This window comes from Pseudomonas sp. FG1 (assembly GCF_034313875.1).
In the GTDB taxonomy this organism is placed as follows: Bacteria; Pseudomonadota; Gammaproteobacteria; order Pseudomonadales; family Pseudomonadaceae; genus Aquipseudomonas; species Aquipseudomonas veronii.
In genome coordinates this window covers 4,958,919-4,975,307 of the sequence record NZ_JAVIWP010000001.1, presented here as the reverse complement: position 1 = coordinate 4,975,307, position 16,389 = coordinate 4,958,919, and the positions used below count along the sequence as shown (strand labels likewise).

Here is a 16,389-nt window from a genome sequence, read left to right as displayed (position 1 = left end):
GGGATGGGCCTCCGCTTCTGAATTCGTTTTTGTTAGAGAGAAGCCGTTATTTCACGGCGCCGAAGGACAACCCGCGCACCAGCTGTTTCTGGCTGATCCAGCCAAAAATCAGGATCGGCGCGCAGGCCAGGGTCGACACGGCCGACAATTTGGCCCAGAACAAGCCTTCGGGACTGGAGTAGGAGGCGATCAGCGCGGTCAGCGGCGCGGCATTCGACGAGGTCAGGTTCAGCGACCAGAACGCCTCGTTCCAGCACAGGATCAGCGACAGCAGCACCGTGGACGCCAGCCCGCCCTTGGCGATCGGCAGCAGCACGCGGACCATTTCCTGCCACAGGGTGGCGCCGTCCAGGCGGGCGGCTTCGAGGATGTCTTTGGGGATGTCCTTGAAGTAGGTGTAAACCATCCACACCACGATCGGCAGGTTGATCAGGGTGTAGATGATGATCAGCGCGATACGCGTATCCAGCAGGCCAAAGCTCTTGGCCAGCAGGTAGATCGGCATCAGCACGCCCACCGGTGGCAGCATCTTGGTCGACAGCATCCACAGCAGGGTGCCCTTGGTGCGTTGGGTCTCGTAGAACGCCATGGAGTAGGCCGCCGGCACCGAGATCAGCAGGCACAAGGCGGTGGCGCTGAACGAAATCAGCACCGAGTTCCACGCGTAGCTGAAGTAATTGCTGCGTTCGTTGATGTGCAGGTAGTTCTCCAGCGTCGGCGTGAAGATGAACTGCGGCGGCGTGGCGAACGCATCGATCTCGCTCTTGAAGCTGGTCAGCACCATCCAGAAGATCGGGAAGAAGATCAGGATCGCGATGGCCCAGGCCAGGGTGCCGAGCAGCAGGCTTTGCAGGCGGCGGGATTGTTGAAGCGTCATGGCGCGGCCCTCAAGGCTTGTCAGTCAGGTTTTTGCCGATCATCCGCACCAGGATGATCGCCGCGATGTTGGCGATGACCACGGCAATCAAGCCGCCGGCCGAGGCCATGCCCACATCGAACTGCACCAGCGCCTGGTTGTAGATCAGGTAGGCGAGGTTGGTCGAGGCGTAGCCGGGGCCGCCGTTGGTGGTGGTGAAGATTTCGGCGAACACCGAGAGCAGGAAGATCGTTTCGATCATCACCACCACGGCAATCGGGCGCGCCAGGTGGGGCAGGGTCAGGTGCCAGAAGATCGCGATGGCGCCGGCACCGTCCAGGCGTGCGGCTTCCTTTTGTTCCTGGTCGAGGGACTGCATGGCGGTCATCAGCAGCAGGATCGCGAAGGGCAGCCATTGCCACGAGACGATGATGATGATCGACAGCAGTGGGTAATGCGCCAGCCAATCCACCGGCTGCGCGCCGAACAGCTTCCACACGGCGGCGAGAATCCCCGAGACCGGGTGGAAAATCAGGTTCTTCCAGATCAGCGCACCGACGGTGGGCATGATGAAGAACGGCGAGATCAACAACACTCGCACCAGGCCGCGGCCGAAGAACTCACTGGCCTCCAGCAGGGCGCTGATCAATACGCCGAACACCACGCTGATCAGCAACACGCTGCCCACCAGCAACAGGGTATTGGTGGCGCCGGGCAGGAAGCCCGAATCGGTGATGAAGTAGGTGAAGTTCTCCAGCCCCACGAACTGGTTTTCGCCGGGGTAGAGCAGGTTGTAGCGGATCAGCGAAAAGTACAGGGTCATGCCCAGCGGCACGATCATCCACAGTAGCAACAAGGCTACCGAGGGGCTGACGAGAAACCAGCCGGGGTTGGCCAGGCGGCTTTTGCGTGTTGTATTCATGGTGATCAAGACCGATTAGAGGCAGGTGCGCAAAACTCCTGTAGGAGCGAGCTTGCTCGCGAAGGTATTTCAGGCGCATGTCGGCGTCGGATGTACCTTTTTCGCGAGCAAGCTCGCTCCTACAGGATCGGGGGTTACTTGGGATAACCGGCCCGCTTCATTTCACGCTCGGTGGTGGTCTGCGCGGCGCTCAAGGCTTGATCCACGGTTTGCTGACCGGTCAGCGCACCCGAGAAGAACTTGCCGACCTGGGTACCGATCGCCTGGAACTCAGGAATGGTCACCAGTTGGATACCGATATACGGCACCGGCTTGAGCGTCGGTTGGGTCGGGTTGGCGACTTTCAGCGATTCCAGGGTGACCTTGGCGAACGGCGCGGCCTGCATGTACGCGTCGCTGTAGGTCGACTTGCGCGTTCCCGGTGGGACGTTGGCGATGCCGTCGGTCTTGGCAACCAGGGCGCCGTATTCCTTGGAAGTCGCCCAACTGGTGAACAGCTTGGCGGCGTCCTTGGCTTTGGAGCTGGTCGGGATCGCCAGGCTCCAGGAGTACAGCCACGAGGTGCCTTTGTCGGTCTTCTCGTGGGGGGCGAAGGTGAAGCCGACGTGGTCTGCCACCTTGCTTTGGGTCTTGTCGGTGACGAACGAGCCGGCCACGCTGGCGTCGACCCAGATCGCGCACTTGCCGCTGTTGAACAGCGCGAGGTTTTCGTTGAAACCGTTGCTCGAAGCGCCCGGCGGGCCGGATTTCTTCATGTTGTCGACGTAGAAGTTCAGCGCGTCCTTCCATTCGGGGCCATTGAATTCAGGCTGCCATTTTTCGTCGAACCAGCGCGCGCCATAGCCGTTGGCCAGGGTGGTGATCAGCGCCATGTTTTCACCCCAACCGGCTTTGCCGCGTAGGCACAGGCCGTATTGTTCTTTGTTTCTGTCGGTGAGCTTTGCCGCGTATTCACCGATCTGCGTCCAGGTCGGATGCTCGGGCATGCTCAGCCCCGCGTCTTTGAACAGGTCGGTGCGGTAATAGGTGATCGAACTTTCGGCATAGAACGGTAGGGCGTACAGCGAACCCTTGACGGACAAACCGTCACGCACGGAAGGGAACACATCGTCGAGGTCGTAGGACGCCGGCAGGTCCTTCATCGGTTCCAGCCAGCCCTTGGCGCCCCAGAGTGCGGCTTCGTACATGCCGATGGTCAACACGTCGAACTGCCCGCCCTGGGTGGCGATGTCGGTGGTCAAGCGTTGGCGCAGGACGTTTTCTTCGAGCACCACCCAATTCAACTTGATGTCCGGGTGCTCGGCCTCGAAGGTCTTCGAGAGCTTTTGCATGCGGATCATGTCGCTGTTGTTGACGGTGGCAATGGTCAGGGTTTGCGCGCCAAGGCTGACGGCGCTGAGGGTCATGCATGCCGTCATGCAAGAACAGGCAAGCAGTGTTTTTACTGTGAACTTCATCGCGCACTCCTTTTCTGCGCCCAGGGGCTGCAGAAGGACAGTTATTGTTGTTGTGTCTTCCCACGCGGAGCCAGGAAGAGTGTGCGTTGATTACAGCCCTCAAATGGGGGGTGTGACAAATCCTTGGGCGCACTGGGACTGATACTTTTTTGTACTCGCTCACCAAAAGCCGAATCGATTAAGCCAGGTTCTGTTCGGTGAGCCGCTGCACCGCCAGGCGCCGGTAGTGGGAAGGGGTCATGCCTTTAAGTTGCTGGAAGCGGCGATTGAAGTTGGAAATGTTGTTGAACCCCGACTCGAAGCACACATCGGTGACGGCTTTGTCGCCATCGGCCAGCAGTTCGCAGGATTTGCTGATGCGCAGGCGATTGACGAATTCGATAAACGTGCGCCCGGTGGCCTGCTTGAACACCCGCGAGAAATACGTCGGTTTCATCCCCAGGTAATCGGCCACTTCCTCCAGTGACAACTCCCGTGCGTAATGCGCAAAGATGTAGTCCACCGCCCGGTTGGTGCGGTCGATGCTGTGTTCGTCGGCCAGTTGCGGCGTGGTCACGCCGGACAGCAGTTGGTAGTCCTCACACGCGCTCAACACGTCCAGCAGGATAAAGAAGTGCCCCAGGCGCGCCATGCCCTGGGCGTCCTCGATGCGTTGCATGAGTGTCATGGCCTGGGCGATGGTCTTCTTGCAGCGAAACTCGATGCCGGACTGCGCCCGCTCCAGTAGCGGCGCGAGGGTCTTGAGCTCAGTAAAAATGTGACTGCCGTTCTCAAGCAGCTCATCGGTGAAATTCACCAGCATGTCGCGCTTGGGCACCACTTCGTCTTCCTCGACCTGGCTGATCCAGTTGTGAGGCAGGTTGGGGCCGGTAAGGAACAGGCTTTCCGGGTAGAAGTTGCCGATGTAGTCGCCGATGAACACCTTGCCGGAACTGGCGACGATCAGGTGCAGCTCGTATTCCTTATGGAAATGCCAGCGCACCAACGGGCAAGGGAAACCGTGCTGGCGATAGATGATGGACAGACCGTTGTGATCGTCCATCAGCTCGTAGGAAGGGTCGGTGATTCGCGTTGCTCGGGTCATGCTGCCGTCGCTTTATTGTGGTTGCGCTTCGCAATAATGCCCCCTTGTGTGCTGTCGCTGCCAGCGGCAAGTTGGTTGGAGCATCCCTGAAGGCCGTTTTGGGTTATCGGCGACTTAATATATTTCACTGGCCTGTGCTATTAACAAAAGCGTTTACGAGCAGGCGTCGTGCTAATCGAGAGGGCATGGTCGCTAGGAGCAAAGAAGCGTTTTATCTGAAACAGAACACGAACAAGGAGTTGGTTATGATTCGTGATGCACTGCCCAAGGACGCGAAGAGCATTGCTGATGTTCATGTCAGTAGCTGGCAACACGCTTATGCGAATCTGATGCCGGCTGATTTTTTGGCCTCGCTGACTGCGACATTGCCAAAAAGGGAGGCTTATTGGGCTCAGGCAATCGAAAGCAAAGACTCTGACGTTTTAGTTTCAGAAGTGGATGGAAACGTTGTCGGTTGGATTTCAGTGGGCCGTTGCCGTGATGAAGACAAGCCCGCAGCGGAGTCGGGAGAGGTCATGGCTATCTATATTTTGGCAGAGTATTGGGGTAAAGGAATCGGTGCCAAATTGTGGGAGTCAGGTTTAAACCGTTTGTTTGATCAAGGTTATAAAAATATTACCTTATGGGTTTTATCGGCAAACGAAAGAGCTGTTCGCTTTTATCAGGGGCTCGGCGGAAGAGAAGAGCCTGGCAGCCGTCGCACGCTGGTCCGTGGTGGCGTGTCGCTGGATGAGGTGAGGTATGTTTGGGGACGTTAAGGTTTAGGGCTGCCCCGAGTGACGTGCCGCGCAGCGGCGGCACGTCGAAGTTACGATATTCACGCTTCCCGATGCGCTAAAGGTTACGGTTTTTTGCCTCGATCCACTGCGACATGTATTGCGTACTTTTGTGGGCATGGTGGCGCAGCATGCTACCGGTGAAATTATTTCGGCGGTGGGCGGCGAGGTCGTTGCGGCACTGTTCCAGGCATTCCACCAACGCGGGGCCGTGGATGTTTTGGTCATACCGGCGGGCCAGGAGTTGGCGCCCGTGCTCCTGGGCCTGGGTCCAGCGTTCGCGGTCCTGGTAAAGGCTCACGGCGGCATCGGCCAACGCCGTGGCGCTGTGGGCGATTGCCCCCGGCCACGGCTGCTCGTCGCCCATGGCTTCGGCGCCGACCGGTGTGGTGATATTCGGCGTGCCGCAGAGCATGGCATCCGCCAGCTTGCCCTTGATCCCCGCACCGAAGCGCAACGGCGCCAGGCAGATGCGCGCCGCTGTCATCACTTGCAGGGCATCCTCGGCCCAGTTCATCACATGAAACCCCTGGGCCGCGTTGTGCAGGGCCGTCGCCTTGGGCGGGGTGTAGGCACCATAGATATGCAGTTGGGCGCCTGGCAGTTGCTGGCGGATCAACGGCCACACACTGTTCTTCATCCAGAGCACGGCATCCCAGTTCGGCGCGTGACGGAAGTTGCCGATGCTGAGGAAGTGCGCGCGCTCGTCGAAGGGGGCGAATGCTTCGGTTGGCGGCTCGAGCATCAATGGGCACCAGTGGAGCAGGGCGGCGGGCACCTTGAAGTGCTCGGTGAGCAGACGGATTTCCACGTCGGAGATCATCAGGCTGATGTCGCAGCGATAGATGGCCGCGATCTCGCGCTTGGCCAGGTCGGTGTCGGCCATGCGCTGGAACTCGTCTTCCAGGCCCGGTGCGAACAAGGCGCTGAAGTCATCGTTGCCCGGTTGCGCCTTGAGGTCGTCCTTGAGCCGCTGCTGGCGTGCGTCGCGCAGGCTTTGCAGGTCGGAGGTTTCCAGCACCCGCAAGGCCGCGGGGCAGTGCTTCTCGACGCGCCAGCCGAACTGTTCTTCCATCATGAAGCGGTCGAACAGCACGATGTCCGGGGCCAGTTCGCGGATAAAGTCGTCGAAACTGCTGTTATTGAGTTCGATGGCGCACTCGGTGATACCGAGTGCCGGCAGGTCGGCTTTGTGCTCGCCGATGGTCGCCGGGCTGCTGAAGGTAATATCCCATCCTTGTGTAAGAAAAGTTTCGAGAATCTGCATCATATGCCCGCCGGCAGCCGAGGAGCGCGGTTCCGGCCAGACATAACCAATGACCAGGACTTTGGTGGCGGGCTGATTCATCAACAACAGATTCCTTGAGCGGGGACGAAAACCGCGCAATTAAACCACAACCGCCCGCGTGCCCGGCGAGACATGACAATTTGTGTCTGGCGGTAGGTCGCCACGGCACTTTGTGGTTAACTTCCGCCTCTCGAATTCGTTTAACCAAACCCAGCATAAGGATTCCGTTCATGGCTCAAGTCACCCTTCGTGGTAACCCCGTCCAAGTTGAAGGCGAACTGCCGCAAACCGGCTCCAAGGCGCCAGACTTCACCCTGACCGCCGGCGATCTGTCGGACGTGACCCTGGCCACCTTCGCCGGCAAGCGCAAAGTGCTGAACATCTTCCCAAGCGTCGACACCCCGACCTGTGCCACGTCGGTACGCACGTTCAACGCCCAGGCCGACAAAGTGGCCAACACCGTGGTGCTGTGCATCTCCTCTGACCTGCCGTTTGCCCAGAAGCGTTTTTGCGGCACCGAAGGCCTGGACAACGTGCAGAGCCTGTCGGACTTCCGCAACGCTGATTTCGCCGTTGACTACGGCGTTTCGATTGCTGACGGCCCGCTCCGGGCTCTGACCGCCCGTGCCGTCGTTGTGCTGGATGAAAACGACAATGTACTGCACAGCGAACTGGTCCCTGAAATCGGCCAAGAGCCAAACTACGAAGCCGCCCTGGCTGTTTTGAAGTAACTGTTTCTGCGCATTACTGTCGTTATGCAGTAACACTGCGCGGTACATAATTGCGGCCTGGCCTAGTCCAGGCCGTTTTTATTTGCTGGTCAGATGTTTAGCGAAATAGCCGGTGGACTAAGCTCAAAAGTTAAAAGTTGTAAGCCCAAGGTAAATAGCCGGTAAAGGCGCTTTTCTTAACGCGCCCCAGTGCTTATCTTTCAGCCTCCCAAAGAAGAAGCCCTCGCGCCCAATGGTTGATCACTCCATGCAATCCTCCCCCCGCAACTCCCGTCGCTGGCTGTTCGGCCTGCTCGTGCTGCTGGTTATCGCCGGCCTGTGCTGGAAATTCTGGCCCACCGGCGCGCCCCATCCAGAAGCGCCAGCCGGCCGCACCGGTAAAACGGGCATGGCGCGCCCTGGTTTCGGCGGCTCCACCGGCCCGGTGCCGGTGCGCGTGGCGCCAGCGGTGCTGGGGGAGTTCCCGGTGTACTACAAGGCACTGGGGACGGTCACCGCGCTCAACACTATTAATGTACGAAGCCGGGTGGGCGGCGAGTTGGTGAAGATCGCCTTTGAAGAAGGGCAGATGGTCAAGGCCGGCGACCTGCTGGCGGAAATCGACCCGCGCAGTTACCAGAACGCCTTGCTCCAGGCCCAGGGCACGCTGATGCAGAGCCAGGCCCAGTTGAAAAACGCCCAGGTCGATGTCGAGCGTTATCGCGGCTTGTATGCCCAGGACAGTATCGCCAAGCAAACCCTGGACACCGCCGAAGCGCTGGTCCTGCAATACCAGGGCACGGTCAAGACCAACCAGGGCGCGGTCGACGACGCCAAGCTCAACCTCGAATTCACCAAGATCCGCGCGCCGATCACCGGGCGCGTCGGCCTGCGTCAGCTCGACGTCGGTAACCTGGTGGCCGCCAACGACACCACGGCGCTGGCGGTGATCACTCAGACCCAGCCGATCAGCGTGGCCTTCACTCTGCCGGAGAACAGCCTGGAAACCGTGCTCGCCCGTTACCACGCCGGCAACAAGCTGCCGGTGGAAGCCTGGGACCGCGGCGACGCCAAGCGCCAAGCCACCGGCGTGCTGCAGAGCCTGGATAACCAGATCGACGTCACCACCGGCACCTTGAAGTTCAAGGCGCGCTTCGATAACAAAGACCAGGCGCTGTTCCCCAATCAGTTCGTCAATGTGCATCTGCTCGCCGACACCCTGCACAACGTCGTGCTGGCACCGTCCGCTGCCATCCAGTTCGGCAACGCCGGCACCTTTGTCTACAAGCTCGACGGCGACAAGAAGGTCAAGGTCCAGCCCCTGGTGGTCGGCGATAGCGACGGCGACAACACCGTGATCAAGCAAGGCCTGGTCGCCGGCGACCGCGTGGTGCTGGAAGGCACCGACCGCCTGAAGGACGGCAGTGAAGTCGAAGTGGTCAACGACAGCAGTCAAGTCCCGACCACGCCGACCGAGCACCTGCAAGGCAAGCCCGCGGCCAAAGGGGAGACCGGCGCTGACGCCGGCAAGGCGCAAAAGGTCGGTTCATGAACCTGTCGCGGCTGTTTATCCTTCGCCCGGTCGCTACCACGCTGAGCATGCTGGCGATTGTCCTGGCAGGGATCATCTCGTACCGCTTGTTGCCGGTCTCGGCCTTGCCCCAGGTGGACTACCCGACCATCCGGGTGATGACCCTGTACCCCGGCGCCAGCCCGGATGTGATGACCAGCGCAGTCACCGCGCCCCTGGAGCGCCAGTTCGGGCAAATGCCCGGCTTGACCCAGATGGCCTCCACCAGCTCCGGCGGGGCCTCGGTGCTGACCCTGCGCTTCAACCTCGACATCAATATGGATGTCGCCGAGCAACAGGTGCAGGCCGCGATCAACGCCGCGACCAACCTGCTGCCCAAGGACTTGCCGGCGCCGCCGGTGTACAACAAGGTCAACCCGGCGGATACCCCGGTGCTGACCCTGGCGATTACCTCCAAGACCATGCTGCTGCCCAAGCTCAATGACCTGGTCGACACACGCATGGCGCAAAAGATCGCGCAGATCAGCGGCGTCGGCATGGTCAGCATTGCCGGTGGCCAGCGCCAGGCCGTGCGTATCAAGGTCAACCCCGAGGCCCTGGCGGCCAACGGCTTGAACCTGTCGGATGTACGCACGCTGATTACCGCGTCCAACGTCAACCAGCCCAAGGGCAACTTCGACGGGCCGACCCGCGTGTCGATGCTCGACGCCAACGACCAACTGGTGTCGCCGCAGCAATACGCCGAACTGATCCTGGCCTACAAAAATGGCGCGCCGCTGCGTCTGAAGGACGTCGCGCAGATCGTCGACGGCGCCGAAAACGAACGCCTCGCCGCCTGGGCCAACGAAAACCAGGCCGTGCTGCTGAATATCCAGCGCCAACCCGGCGCCAACGTGATCGAGGTAGTCGACCGTATCAAGGCCCTGCTGCCGAGCATCACCGATAACCTGCCGGCCGGCCTGGATGTGACGGTGCTGACCGACCGTACCCAGACCATCCGCGCCTCGGTCACCGACGTGCAGCACGAATTGCTGATCGCGATTGCCCTGGTGGTGATGGTGACCTTCCTGTTCCTGCGCCGCGTCAGCGCGACGATCATCCCGTCCATCGCTGTGCCACTGTCACTGGTGGGCACCTTTGGCGTGATGTACCTGGCGGGTTTCTCGATCAACAACCTGACGCTGATGGCCCTGACCATCGCCACTGGCTTCGTGGTCGACGATGCGATCGTGATGCTGGAGAACATCTCGCGTTATATCGAGGAAGGTGAAACCCCGCTGGCCGCCGCGCTCAAGGGCGCCAAACAGATCGGCTTCACCCTGATTTCCCTGACCCTGTCGCTGATCGCCGTATTGATTCCGTTGCTGTTCATGGGCGATGTGGTCGGGCGCCTGTTCCGCGAGTTCGCCATCACCCTGGCGGTGGCGATCCTGATTTCCCTGGTGGTGTCCCTGACCCTGACGCCGATGATGTGCGCGCGCCTGCTCAAGCGTGAGCCCGAGGAAGCAGAACAGAGCCGTTTCTACAAGGCCAGCGGCGCCTGGATCGATTGGTTGATCGCGGCCTACGGGCGCAAGTTGCAGTGGGTGCTCAAGCACCAGCCGCTGACGTTGCTGGTGGCCATCGCCACCCTGGGCCTCACCGTGGTGCTGTACCTGGTGGTGCCCAAGGGCTTTTTCCCGGTGCAGGACACCGGGGTGATCCAGGGCATTTCCGAGGCGCCGCAGTCGATTTCCTTCGCGGCCATGAGCCAGCGCCAGCAGGAGCTGGCGAAGATCATCCTGGCCGACCCGGCGGTGGAAAGCCTGTCGTCCTACATCGGTGTGGATGGCGACAACGCCACCCTCAACAGCGGTCGCTTGCTGATCAACCTCAAGGCCCATGGGCAGCGGAACTTGAGCGCGGCCCAGGTGATCACCCGCCTGCAGCCGCAAATCGACAAACTGGTGGGCATCCGCCTGTACATGCAGCCGGTGCAGGATCTGACCATCGAAGACCGCGTCAGCCGCACCCAGTACCAGTTCAGCATGTCGTCACCCGATGCCGAACTGCTGGCGTTGTGGAGTGAAAAGCTGGTCCATGCCTTGAGCCAGTTGCCGCAGCTCACCGACGTCGCCAGCGACCTGCAGGACAAGGGCCTGCAGGTGTACCTGGTGATCGACCGCGATGCGGCCTCGCGCCTGGGCGTCAACGTGTCGACCATCACCGATGCGCTGTACGACGCCTTCGGTCAGCGGCAGATTTCCACCATCTACACCCAGGCCAGCCAATACCGCGTGGTGTTGCAGGCCCAGTCGGGCGAGACCCTGGGGCCGGATGCGCTGAACCAGATCCACGTCAAGACCACCGACGGCGGCCAGGTGCGGCTGTCGAGCCTGGCCCATGTGGAACAGCGCCAGGCGCAGTTGGCGATTGCCCATATCGGTCAGTTCCCGGCGGTGATGATGTCGTTCAACCTGGCCCCTGGCGTCGCGCTGGGCAAGGGCGTGGAGTTGATCAACCAGACCCAGAAAGACATCGGCATGCCGGTGGGCGTGCAGACCCAGTTCCAGGGCGCGGCCCAGGCGTTCGAAGCCTCGCTGTCGAGCACCTTGCTGCTGATCCTGGCGGCGGTGGTCACCATGTACATCGTGCTCGGCGTGCTCTACGAGAGCTACATCCACCCGGTCACCATCCTCTCGACCCTGCCTTCGGCGGCGGTGGGGGCGTTGCTGGCGTTGCTGCTCAGCGGCAATGACCTGGGCATGATCGCGATCATCGGCATCATTTTGCTGATCGGTATCGTCAAGAAGAACGCGATCATGATGATCGACTTCGCCCTCGACGCCGAACGCAACCAGGGCCTTGACCCGCAGACCGCGATCTACCAGGCGGCGCTGTTGCGCTTCCGGCCGATCCTGATGACCACCCTGGCCGCGCTGTTCGGCGCGGTGCCGTTGATGCTGGCCACCGGTTCCGGTGCTGAGCTGCGTCAACCCCTGGGCCTGGTGATGGTCGGCGGTTTGCTGGTGAGCCAGGTATTGACCCTGTTCACCACGCCGGTGATCTACCTGTACTTCGATCGCCTGGGGCGGCGCTGGCGCAAAGAGCCGCAACGCCTGGAGCCGGTTGAGTCATGAACCTGTCCGGACCTTTCATTCGCCGCCCGGTCGCGACCATGCTGTTGAGCCTGGCGATCATGTTGCTGGGCGGTGTCAGCTTCAATTTGCTGCCGGTGTCGCCGCTGCCGCAGATCGACTTCCCGGTGATCGTGGTGTCGGCCAGCCTGCCCGGCGCCAGCCCCGAGGTGATGGCGTCCACCGTGGCCACGCCGCTGGAGCGCTCGTTCGGCGCGATTGCCGGCATTACCACCATGAGCAGTTCGTCGAGCCAGGGTTCGACGCGGGTGATCCTGGCGTTCGATTCCAACCGTGATATCAACGGCGCGGCGCGCGAAGTGCAGGCGGCGATCAATGCTTCGCGCAACCTGCTGCCCAGCGGCATGCGCAGCATGCCGACCTACAAGAAGATCAACCCGTCGCAGGCGCCGATCATGGTGCTGTCGCTGACCTCGGACGTATTGCAGAAGGGCCAGCTGTACGACCTGGCGTCGACCATCCTGTCGCAAAGCCTGTCCCAGGTGCCGGGCGTGGGTGAAGTGCAGATCGGCGGCAGTTCCCTGCCGGCGGTGCGGATCGAACTCGAACCCAAGGCCCTCGACCAGTACGGCGTGGCCCTCGACGATGTGCGCAACACCATCGCCAACGCCAACCAGCGTCGGCCCAAGGGTTCCCTGGAAGACGCCGAGCGCAACTGGCAGATCCAGGCCAACGACCAACTGGAAAAAGCCAAGGACTATGAACCGCTGCTGATCCGCTACCAGAACGGCGCGGCCCTGCGCCTGGGCGATGTGGCGAAGATCAGCGACGGTGTGGAAGACCGCTACAACAGCGGCTTCTTCAACAACGATTCGGCGGTGCTGCTGGTGATCAACCGCCAGTCCGGTGCCAACATCATCGAGACCGTCCGGCAGATCAAGGCGCAGTTGCCGGCATTGCAGGCGGTGCTGCCGTCCAGCGTCAAGCTGAGCCTGGCGATGGATCGCTCGCCGGTGATCACCGCCACCCTGCACGAGGCCGAGATGACCTTGCTGATTGCCGTTGGGCTGGTGATCCTGGTGGTCTACCTGTTCCTCGGTAACTTCCGTGCGTCGCTGATTCCAACCCTGGCGGTGCCGGTGTCGCTGGTCGGCACCTTCGCGGTGATGTACCTGTTTGGTTTCTCGCTGAACAACTTCTCGCTGATGGCGCTGATCCTCGCCACCGGCCTAGTGGTGGACGATGCCATCGTGGTGCTGGAGAACATTTCCCGGCATATCGACGAAGGCGTGCCGCCGATGAAGGCGGCGTACCTGGGGGCCAAGGAAGTCGGCTTTACCTTGCTGTCGATGAACGTGTCGCTGGTGGCGGTGTTCCTGTCCATCCTGTTCATGGGCGGGATCGTCACCAGCCTGTTCCGTGAGTTTTCCATCACCTTGTCGGCGGCGATCATCGTGTCGCTGGTGGTCTCGCTGACCCTCACGCCGATGCTCTGCGCGCGTTGGCTCAAGCCTCATATCAAAGGCCAACTGACCGGTTTGCAGCGTTGGAGCCAGAAGGTCAACGACCGCATGGTCTCGGCCTACGCCACCAGCCTGGACTGGGTGCTGCGCCATCGGCGCCTGACCTTGCTCAGCCTGCTCATCACGGTGGGGGTGAATATCGCGCTGTATGTGGTGGTGCCGAAAACCTTCATGCCCCAGCAGGACACCGGGCAATTGATCGGCTTTGTGCGCGGCGACGATGGGCTGTCGTTCAGCGTGATGCAGCCGAAGATGGAGATTTTCCGCAAGGCCGTGTTGCAAGACCCGGCGGTGCTCAGCGTGGCCGGTTTCATCGGCGGCAACAGCGGCACCAACAACGCGGTGATGCTGGTTCGACTCAAACCCATCAGCGAGCGCAAGGTCTCCGCCCAGGCGGTGATTGAGCGTCTGCGCAAGAACGTGCCCCTGGTGCCGGGCGGGCGGCTGTTCCTGATGGCTGATCAGGACCTGCAATTCGGTGGCGGGCGTGACCAGACCAGTGCGCAGTATTCCTACATCCTGCAAAGCGGTGATCTGTCTGCACTGCGCCTGTGGTACCCGAAGGTCGTGGCCGCACTGCGTGCGTTACCCGAACTCACCGCCATCGACGCCCGCGAAGGCCGGGGCGCGGCCCAGGTGACGCTGGTCGTCGACCGCGACCAGGCCAAGCGCCTGGGTATCGATATGAACATGGTCACTGCGGTGCTGAACAACGCCTACAGCCAGCGGCAGATTTCGACTATCTATGACAGCCTCAACCAGTATCAGGTGGTGATGGAGGTCAACCCGAAATACGCCCAGGACCCGATCACCCTGAACCAGATGCAGGTGATCACCTCCACAGGCGCGCGGGTGCCGTTATCGACCATTGCCCATTATGAGAACAGCCTGGCGGACGACCGGGTCAGTCACGAAGGCCAGTTCGCCTCGGAAAACATCGCCTTTGACATAGCCCCCGGCGTGACGGTGGAGCAGGGCACCGCGGCCATCGAGCGGGCAATTGCCAAGGTGGGCTTGCCGGAGGACGTCATCGCCAAGATGGCCGGCACCGCCGATGCCTTTGCGGCGACCCAGAAGGGCCAGCCGTTCATGATCCTCGGCGCGCTGGTGGCGGTGTACCTGGTGTTGGGTATTCTGTATGAAAGTTATATCCACCCGCTGACGATCCTCTCGACCTTGCCGTCGGCCGGCGTCGGAGCCTTGCTCTCCATCTACCTGCTGGGCGGCGAGTTCAGCCTGATCTCCTTGCTCGGCTTGTTCCTGTTGATCGGGGTGGTGAAGAAAAACGCGATCCTGATGATCGACCTGGCGCTGCAACTGGAGCGCAATGATGGCCTGAGCCCGCTGGATTCGATTCGCAGCGCCTGCCTGTTGCGTCTGCGGCCGATCCTGATGACCACGCTGGCGGCGATCCTCGGTGCCTTGCCGTTGTTGCTCGGCAGGGCCGAAGGTGCGGAAATGCGCCAGCCCCTGGGCCTGACCATTATCGGCGGGCTGGTCTTCAGCCAGATCCTGACCCTTTACACCACCCCGGTGGTTTACCTTTATCTCGACCGCGCGCGCCATCGTTTCAACGCTTGGCGCGGCGTGCGTACCGATGCTGCCCTGGACACTGCGCTATGACCGATTCAATTTTCGCCACATTGGCCATGCCCCGTGGTTCCCGCGTCGCCAGCCTGGTGCTCTGCGGGGTGTTGCTCAGCGCTTGCGCCGTCGGCCCCGACTACACGCGCCCGTCGGTCATCGAGCCGGCGCAGTTCAAGCAAGCCCAGGGCTGGCGCCAGGCTACGCCGAGCGATGCGCTGGCCCGTGGTGCCTGGTGGGAGCTGTACGGCGACCGTCAGCTCAATGACCTCGTGGTCCGGCTGAACAATGCCAACCAGACCGTCGCCCAGGCCGAAGCGCGCTTCCGCCAGGCCCAGGCGCTGGTGCGCAGTTCCCGTGGGGCGTTTTACCCGACGGTGGACCTGAGCGTCGGGAAAACCCGCGCCAGCCAGGGCACCGGCAGCAGCAACGCCAGCCTCAGCAGTTCCAGCAGCGGCATCCGCGACACCCTCAACGCGCAGTTGGGCGTGAGCTGGGAAGCCGATGTCTGGGGCAAGTTGCGTCGGGGCCTGGAAGCCAAAGAGGCCAGCGCCGAAGCCAGCTCGGCGGACCTGGCCGCGATGCGCTTGAGCCAGCAGTCGGAGTTGGTGCAAAGCTACCTGCAACTGCGCGTCATGGATGAGCAGACCCGGCTGCTGCAGGCCACGCTGGACACCTATCAGCGCTCCCTGCAGATGACCGAAAACCAATACCGCGCCGGCGTCTCCGGCAAGGAAGCCGTGGCCCAGGCGCAAACCCAGCTCAAGTCCACCCAGGCCAGCCTGATCGACCTGATCTGGCAGCGTGCCCAGCTGGAAAACGCCATCGCCGTGTTGATCGGCGAGGCACCGGCCAACTTCAACCTGGCCGTGAGCAAGGACATTCCGGCCTTGCCGCAGATTCCGGTGAGCCTGCCGTCGCAATTGCTCGAACGGCGCCCGGACATCGCCTCGGCCGAACGCTCGGTGATCGCCGCCAACGCCAATATCGGCGTGGCCAAGGCCGCCTATTACCCGGACCTGAGCCTGAGCCTGGCTGGCGGTTATTCCAGCAGCACCTATTCAGACTGGATTAGCCTGCCGAACCGCTTCTGGTCGGTCGGGCCGAAACTGGCGATGACCCTGTTCGACGGCGGCCAGCGCTCGGCGGAAGTCGACCGCACCGTGGCCAGTTACGATGAAACCGTGGCCAAGTACCGCCAGACCGTGCTGGATGGTTTCCGCGAAGTGGAAAACTACATGGTCCAGCTCAAGGTGCTGGAAGACGAAGCCGTGGTCAGCAACGAAGCCCTGGAGGCCGCTCGCGAATCGCTGCGCCTGACCCAGAACCAATACAAAGCGGGGCTGATCGCTTACCTGGATGTGGTTACCGTGCAGGCGACGGCGCTGAGTAACGAACGCACCGTGCTGACCTTGCTGCAGACGCGATTGGTGGCCAGCGTGCAACTGATCGCCGCGTTGGGCGGTGGTTGGGATGGGCAGACTCAAGTGGCGGAAAAGGAGTGAAGTCCGGGCCTTTTTGAATGGGCAGATTGACGTCAAATTGCCGATGTTGGCCCTATGATAATTAATCACCTGTTCA

Annotated in this window: 11 protein-coding genes; 6 read left to right on the top strand and 5 right to left on the bottom strand. The window is 61.5% G+C overall.

Annotated features, from left to right (window positions below; genetic code table 11):
• Positions 1-46 precede the first annotated feature (46 nt).
• The 4 genes from RGV59_RS22655 to RGV59_RS22640 all read right to left on the bottom strand — a co-directional run bounded on the left by RGV59_RS22655 (position 47) and on the right by RGV59_RS22640 (position 4,319).
• A complete protein-coding gene (locus RGV59_RS22655; RefSeq protein ID WP_126586455.1) occupies positions 47-877 on the bottom strand; it encodes a carbohydrate ABC transporter permease in 831 nt (276 codons plus the stop codon).
• Between the two features lie 10 nt (positions 878-887).
• Positions 888-1,778, bottom strand: a complete 891-nt coding sequence (locus tag RGV59_RS22650) for a carbohydrate ABC transporter permease (RefSeq protein ID WP_046385260.1) — start codon at positions 1,776-1,778, stop codon at positions 888-890.
• 134 nt (positions 1,779-1,912) lie between these two features.
• Positions 1,913-3,235: an ABC transporter substrate-binding protein gene (locus tag RGV59_RS22645; protein ID WP_102618162.1), complete on the bottom strand. Its 1,323-nt coding sequence runs from the start codon at positions 3,233-3,235 to the stop codon at positions 1,913-1,915.
• A 178-nt stretch (positions 3,236-3,413) separates the two neighbouring features.
• Positions 3,414-4,319, bottom strand: a complete 906-nt coding sequence (locus RGV59_RS22640) for an AraC family transcriptional regulator (RefSeq protein WP_017848432.1) — start codon at positions 4,317-4,319, stop codon at positions 3,414-3,416.
• 245 nt (positions 4,320-4,564) lie between these two features.
• Between RGV59_RS22640 and RGV59_RS22635 the strand changes: the two genes are divergently transcribed.
• On the top strand, positions 4,565-5,077 hold the full coding sequence (locus RGV59_RS22635; protein WP_046385261.1) for a GNAT family N-acetyltransferase: 513 nt from the start codon (positions 4,565-4,567) through the stop codon (positions 5,075-5,077).
• A gap of 76 nt (positions 5,078-5,153) precedes the next feature.
• Here the strand turns inward: RGV59_RS22635 and RGV59_RS22630 are convergent, their stop codons facing one another.
• Positions 5,154-6,443, bottom strand: a complete 1,290-nt coding sequence (locus RGV59_RS22630) for a glycosyltransferase (RefSeq protein ID WP_104903065.1) — start codon at positions 6,441-6,443, stop codon at positions 5,154-5,156.
• A gap of 170 nt (positions 6,444-6,613) precedes the next feature.
• Here RGV59_RS22630 and tpx point away from each other — a divergent pair, with 170 nt between their 5' ends.
• The 5 genes from tpx (at position 6,614) to RGV59_RS22605 (ending at position 16,313) form a co-directional block, all read left to right on the top strand.
• Complete coding sequence (gene tpx, locus RGV59_RS22625) at positions 6,614-7,114, top strand: thiol peroxidase (RefSeq protein WP_017848435.1); 501 nt, start codon at positions 6,614-6,616, stop codon at positions 7,112-7,114.
• A 232-nt stretch (positions 7,115-7,346) separates the two neighbouring features.
• A complete protein-coding gene (locus RGV59_RS22620) occupies positions 7,347-8,645 on the top strand; it encodes an MdtA/MuxA family multidrug efflux RND transporter periplasmic adaptor subunit (protein ID WP_026140210.1) in 1,299 nt (432 codons plus the stop codon).
• Positions 8,642-11,743 carry an MdtB/MuxB family multidrug efflux RND transporter permease subunit gene (locus RGV59_RS22615; RefSeq protein WP_102618160.1) on the top strand — a complete coding sequence of 1,034 codons (3,102 nt, stop codon included), beginning with the start codon at positions 8,642-8,644 and terminating at the stop codon, positions 11,741-11,743. Before RGV59_RS22620 ends, RGV59_RS22615 begins: the two co-directional genes overlap by 4 nt.
• Positions 11,740-14,847 (top strand): efflux RND transporter permease subunit, encoded by a 3,108-nt coding sequence (locus RGV59_RS22610; RefSeq protein ID WP_102618159.1) that lies wholly within the window; start codon positions 11,740-11,742, stop codon positions 14,845-14,847. Before RGV59_RS22615 ends, RGV59_RS22610 begins: the two co-directional genes overlap by 4 nt.
• Positions 14,844-16,313 (top strand): efflux transporter outer membrane subunit, encoded by a 1,470-nt coding sequence (locus RGV59_RS22605; RefSeq protein WP_126586453.1) that lies wholly within the window; start codon positions 14,844-14,846, stop codon positions 16,311-16,313. Before RGV59_RS22610 ends, RGV59_RS22605 begins: the two co-directional genes overlap by 4 nt.
• The last annotated feature ends 76 nt before the right edge of the window (positions 16,314-16,389 follow it).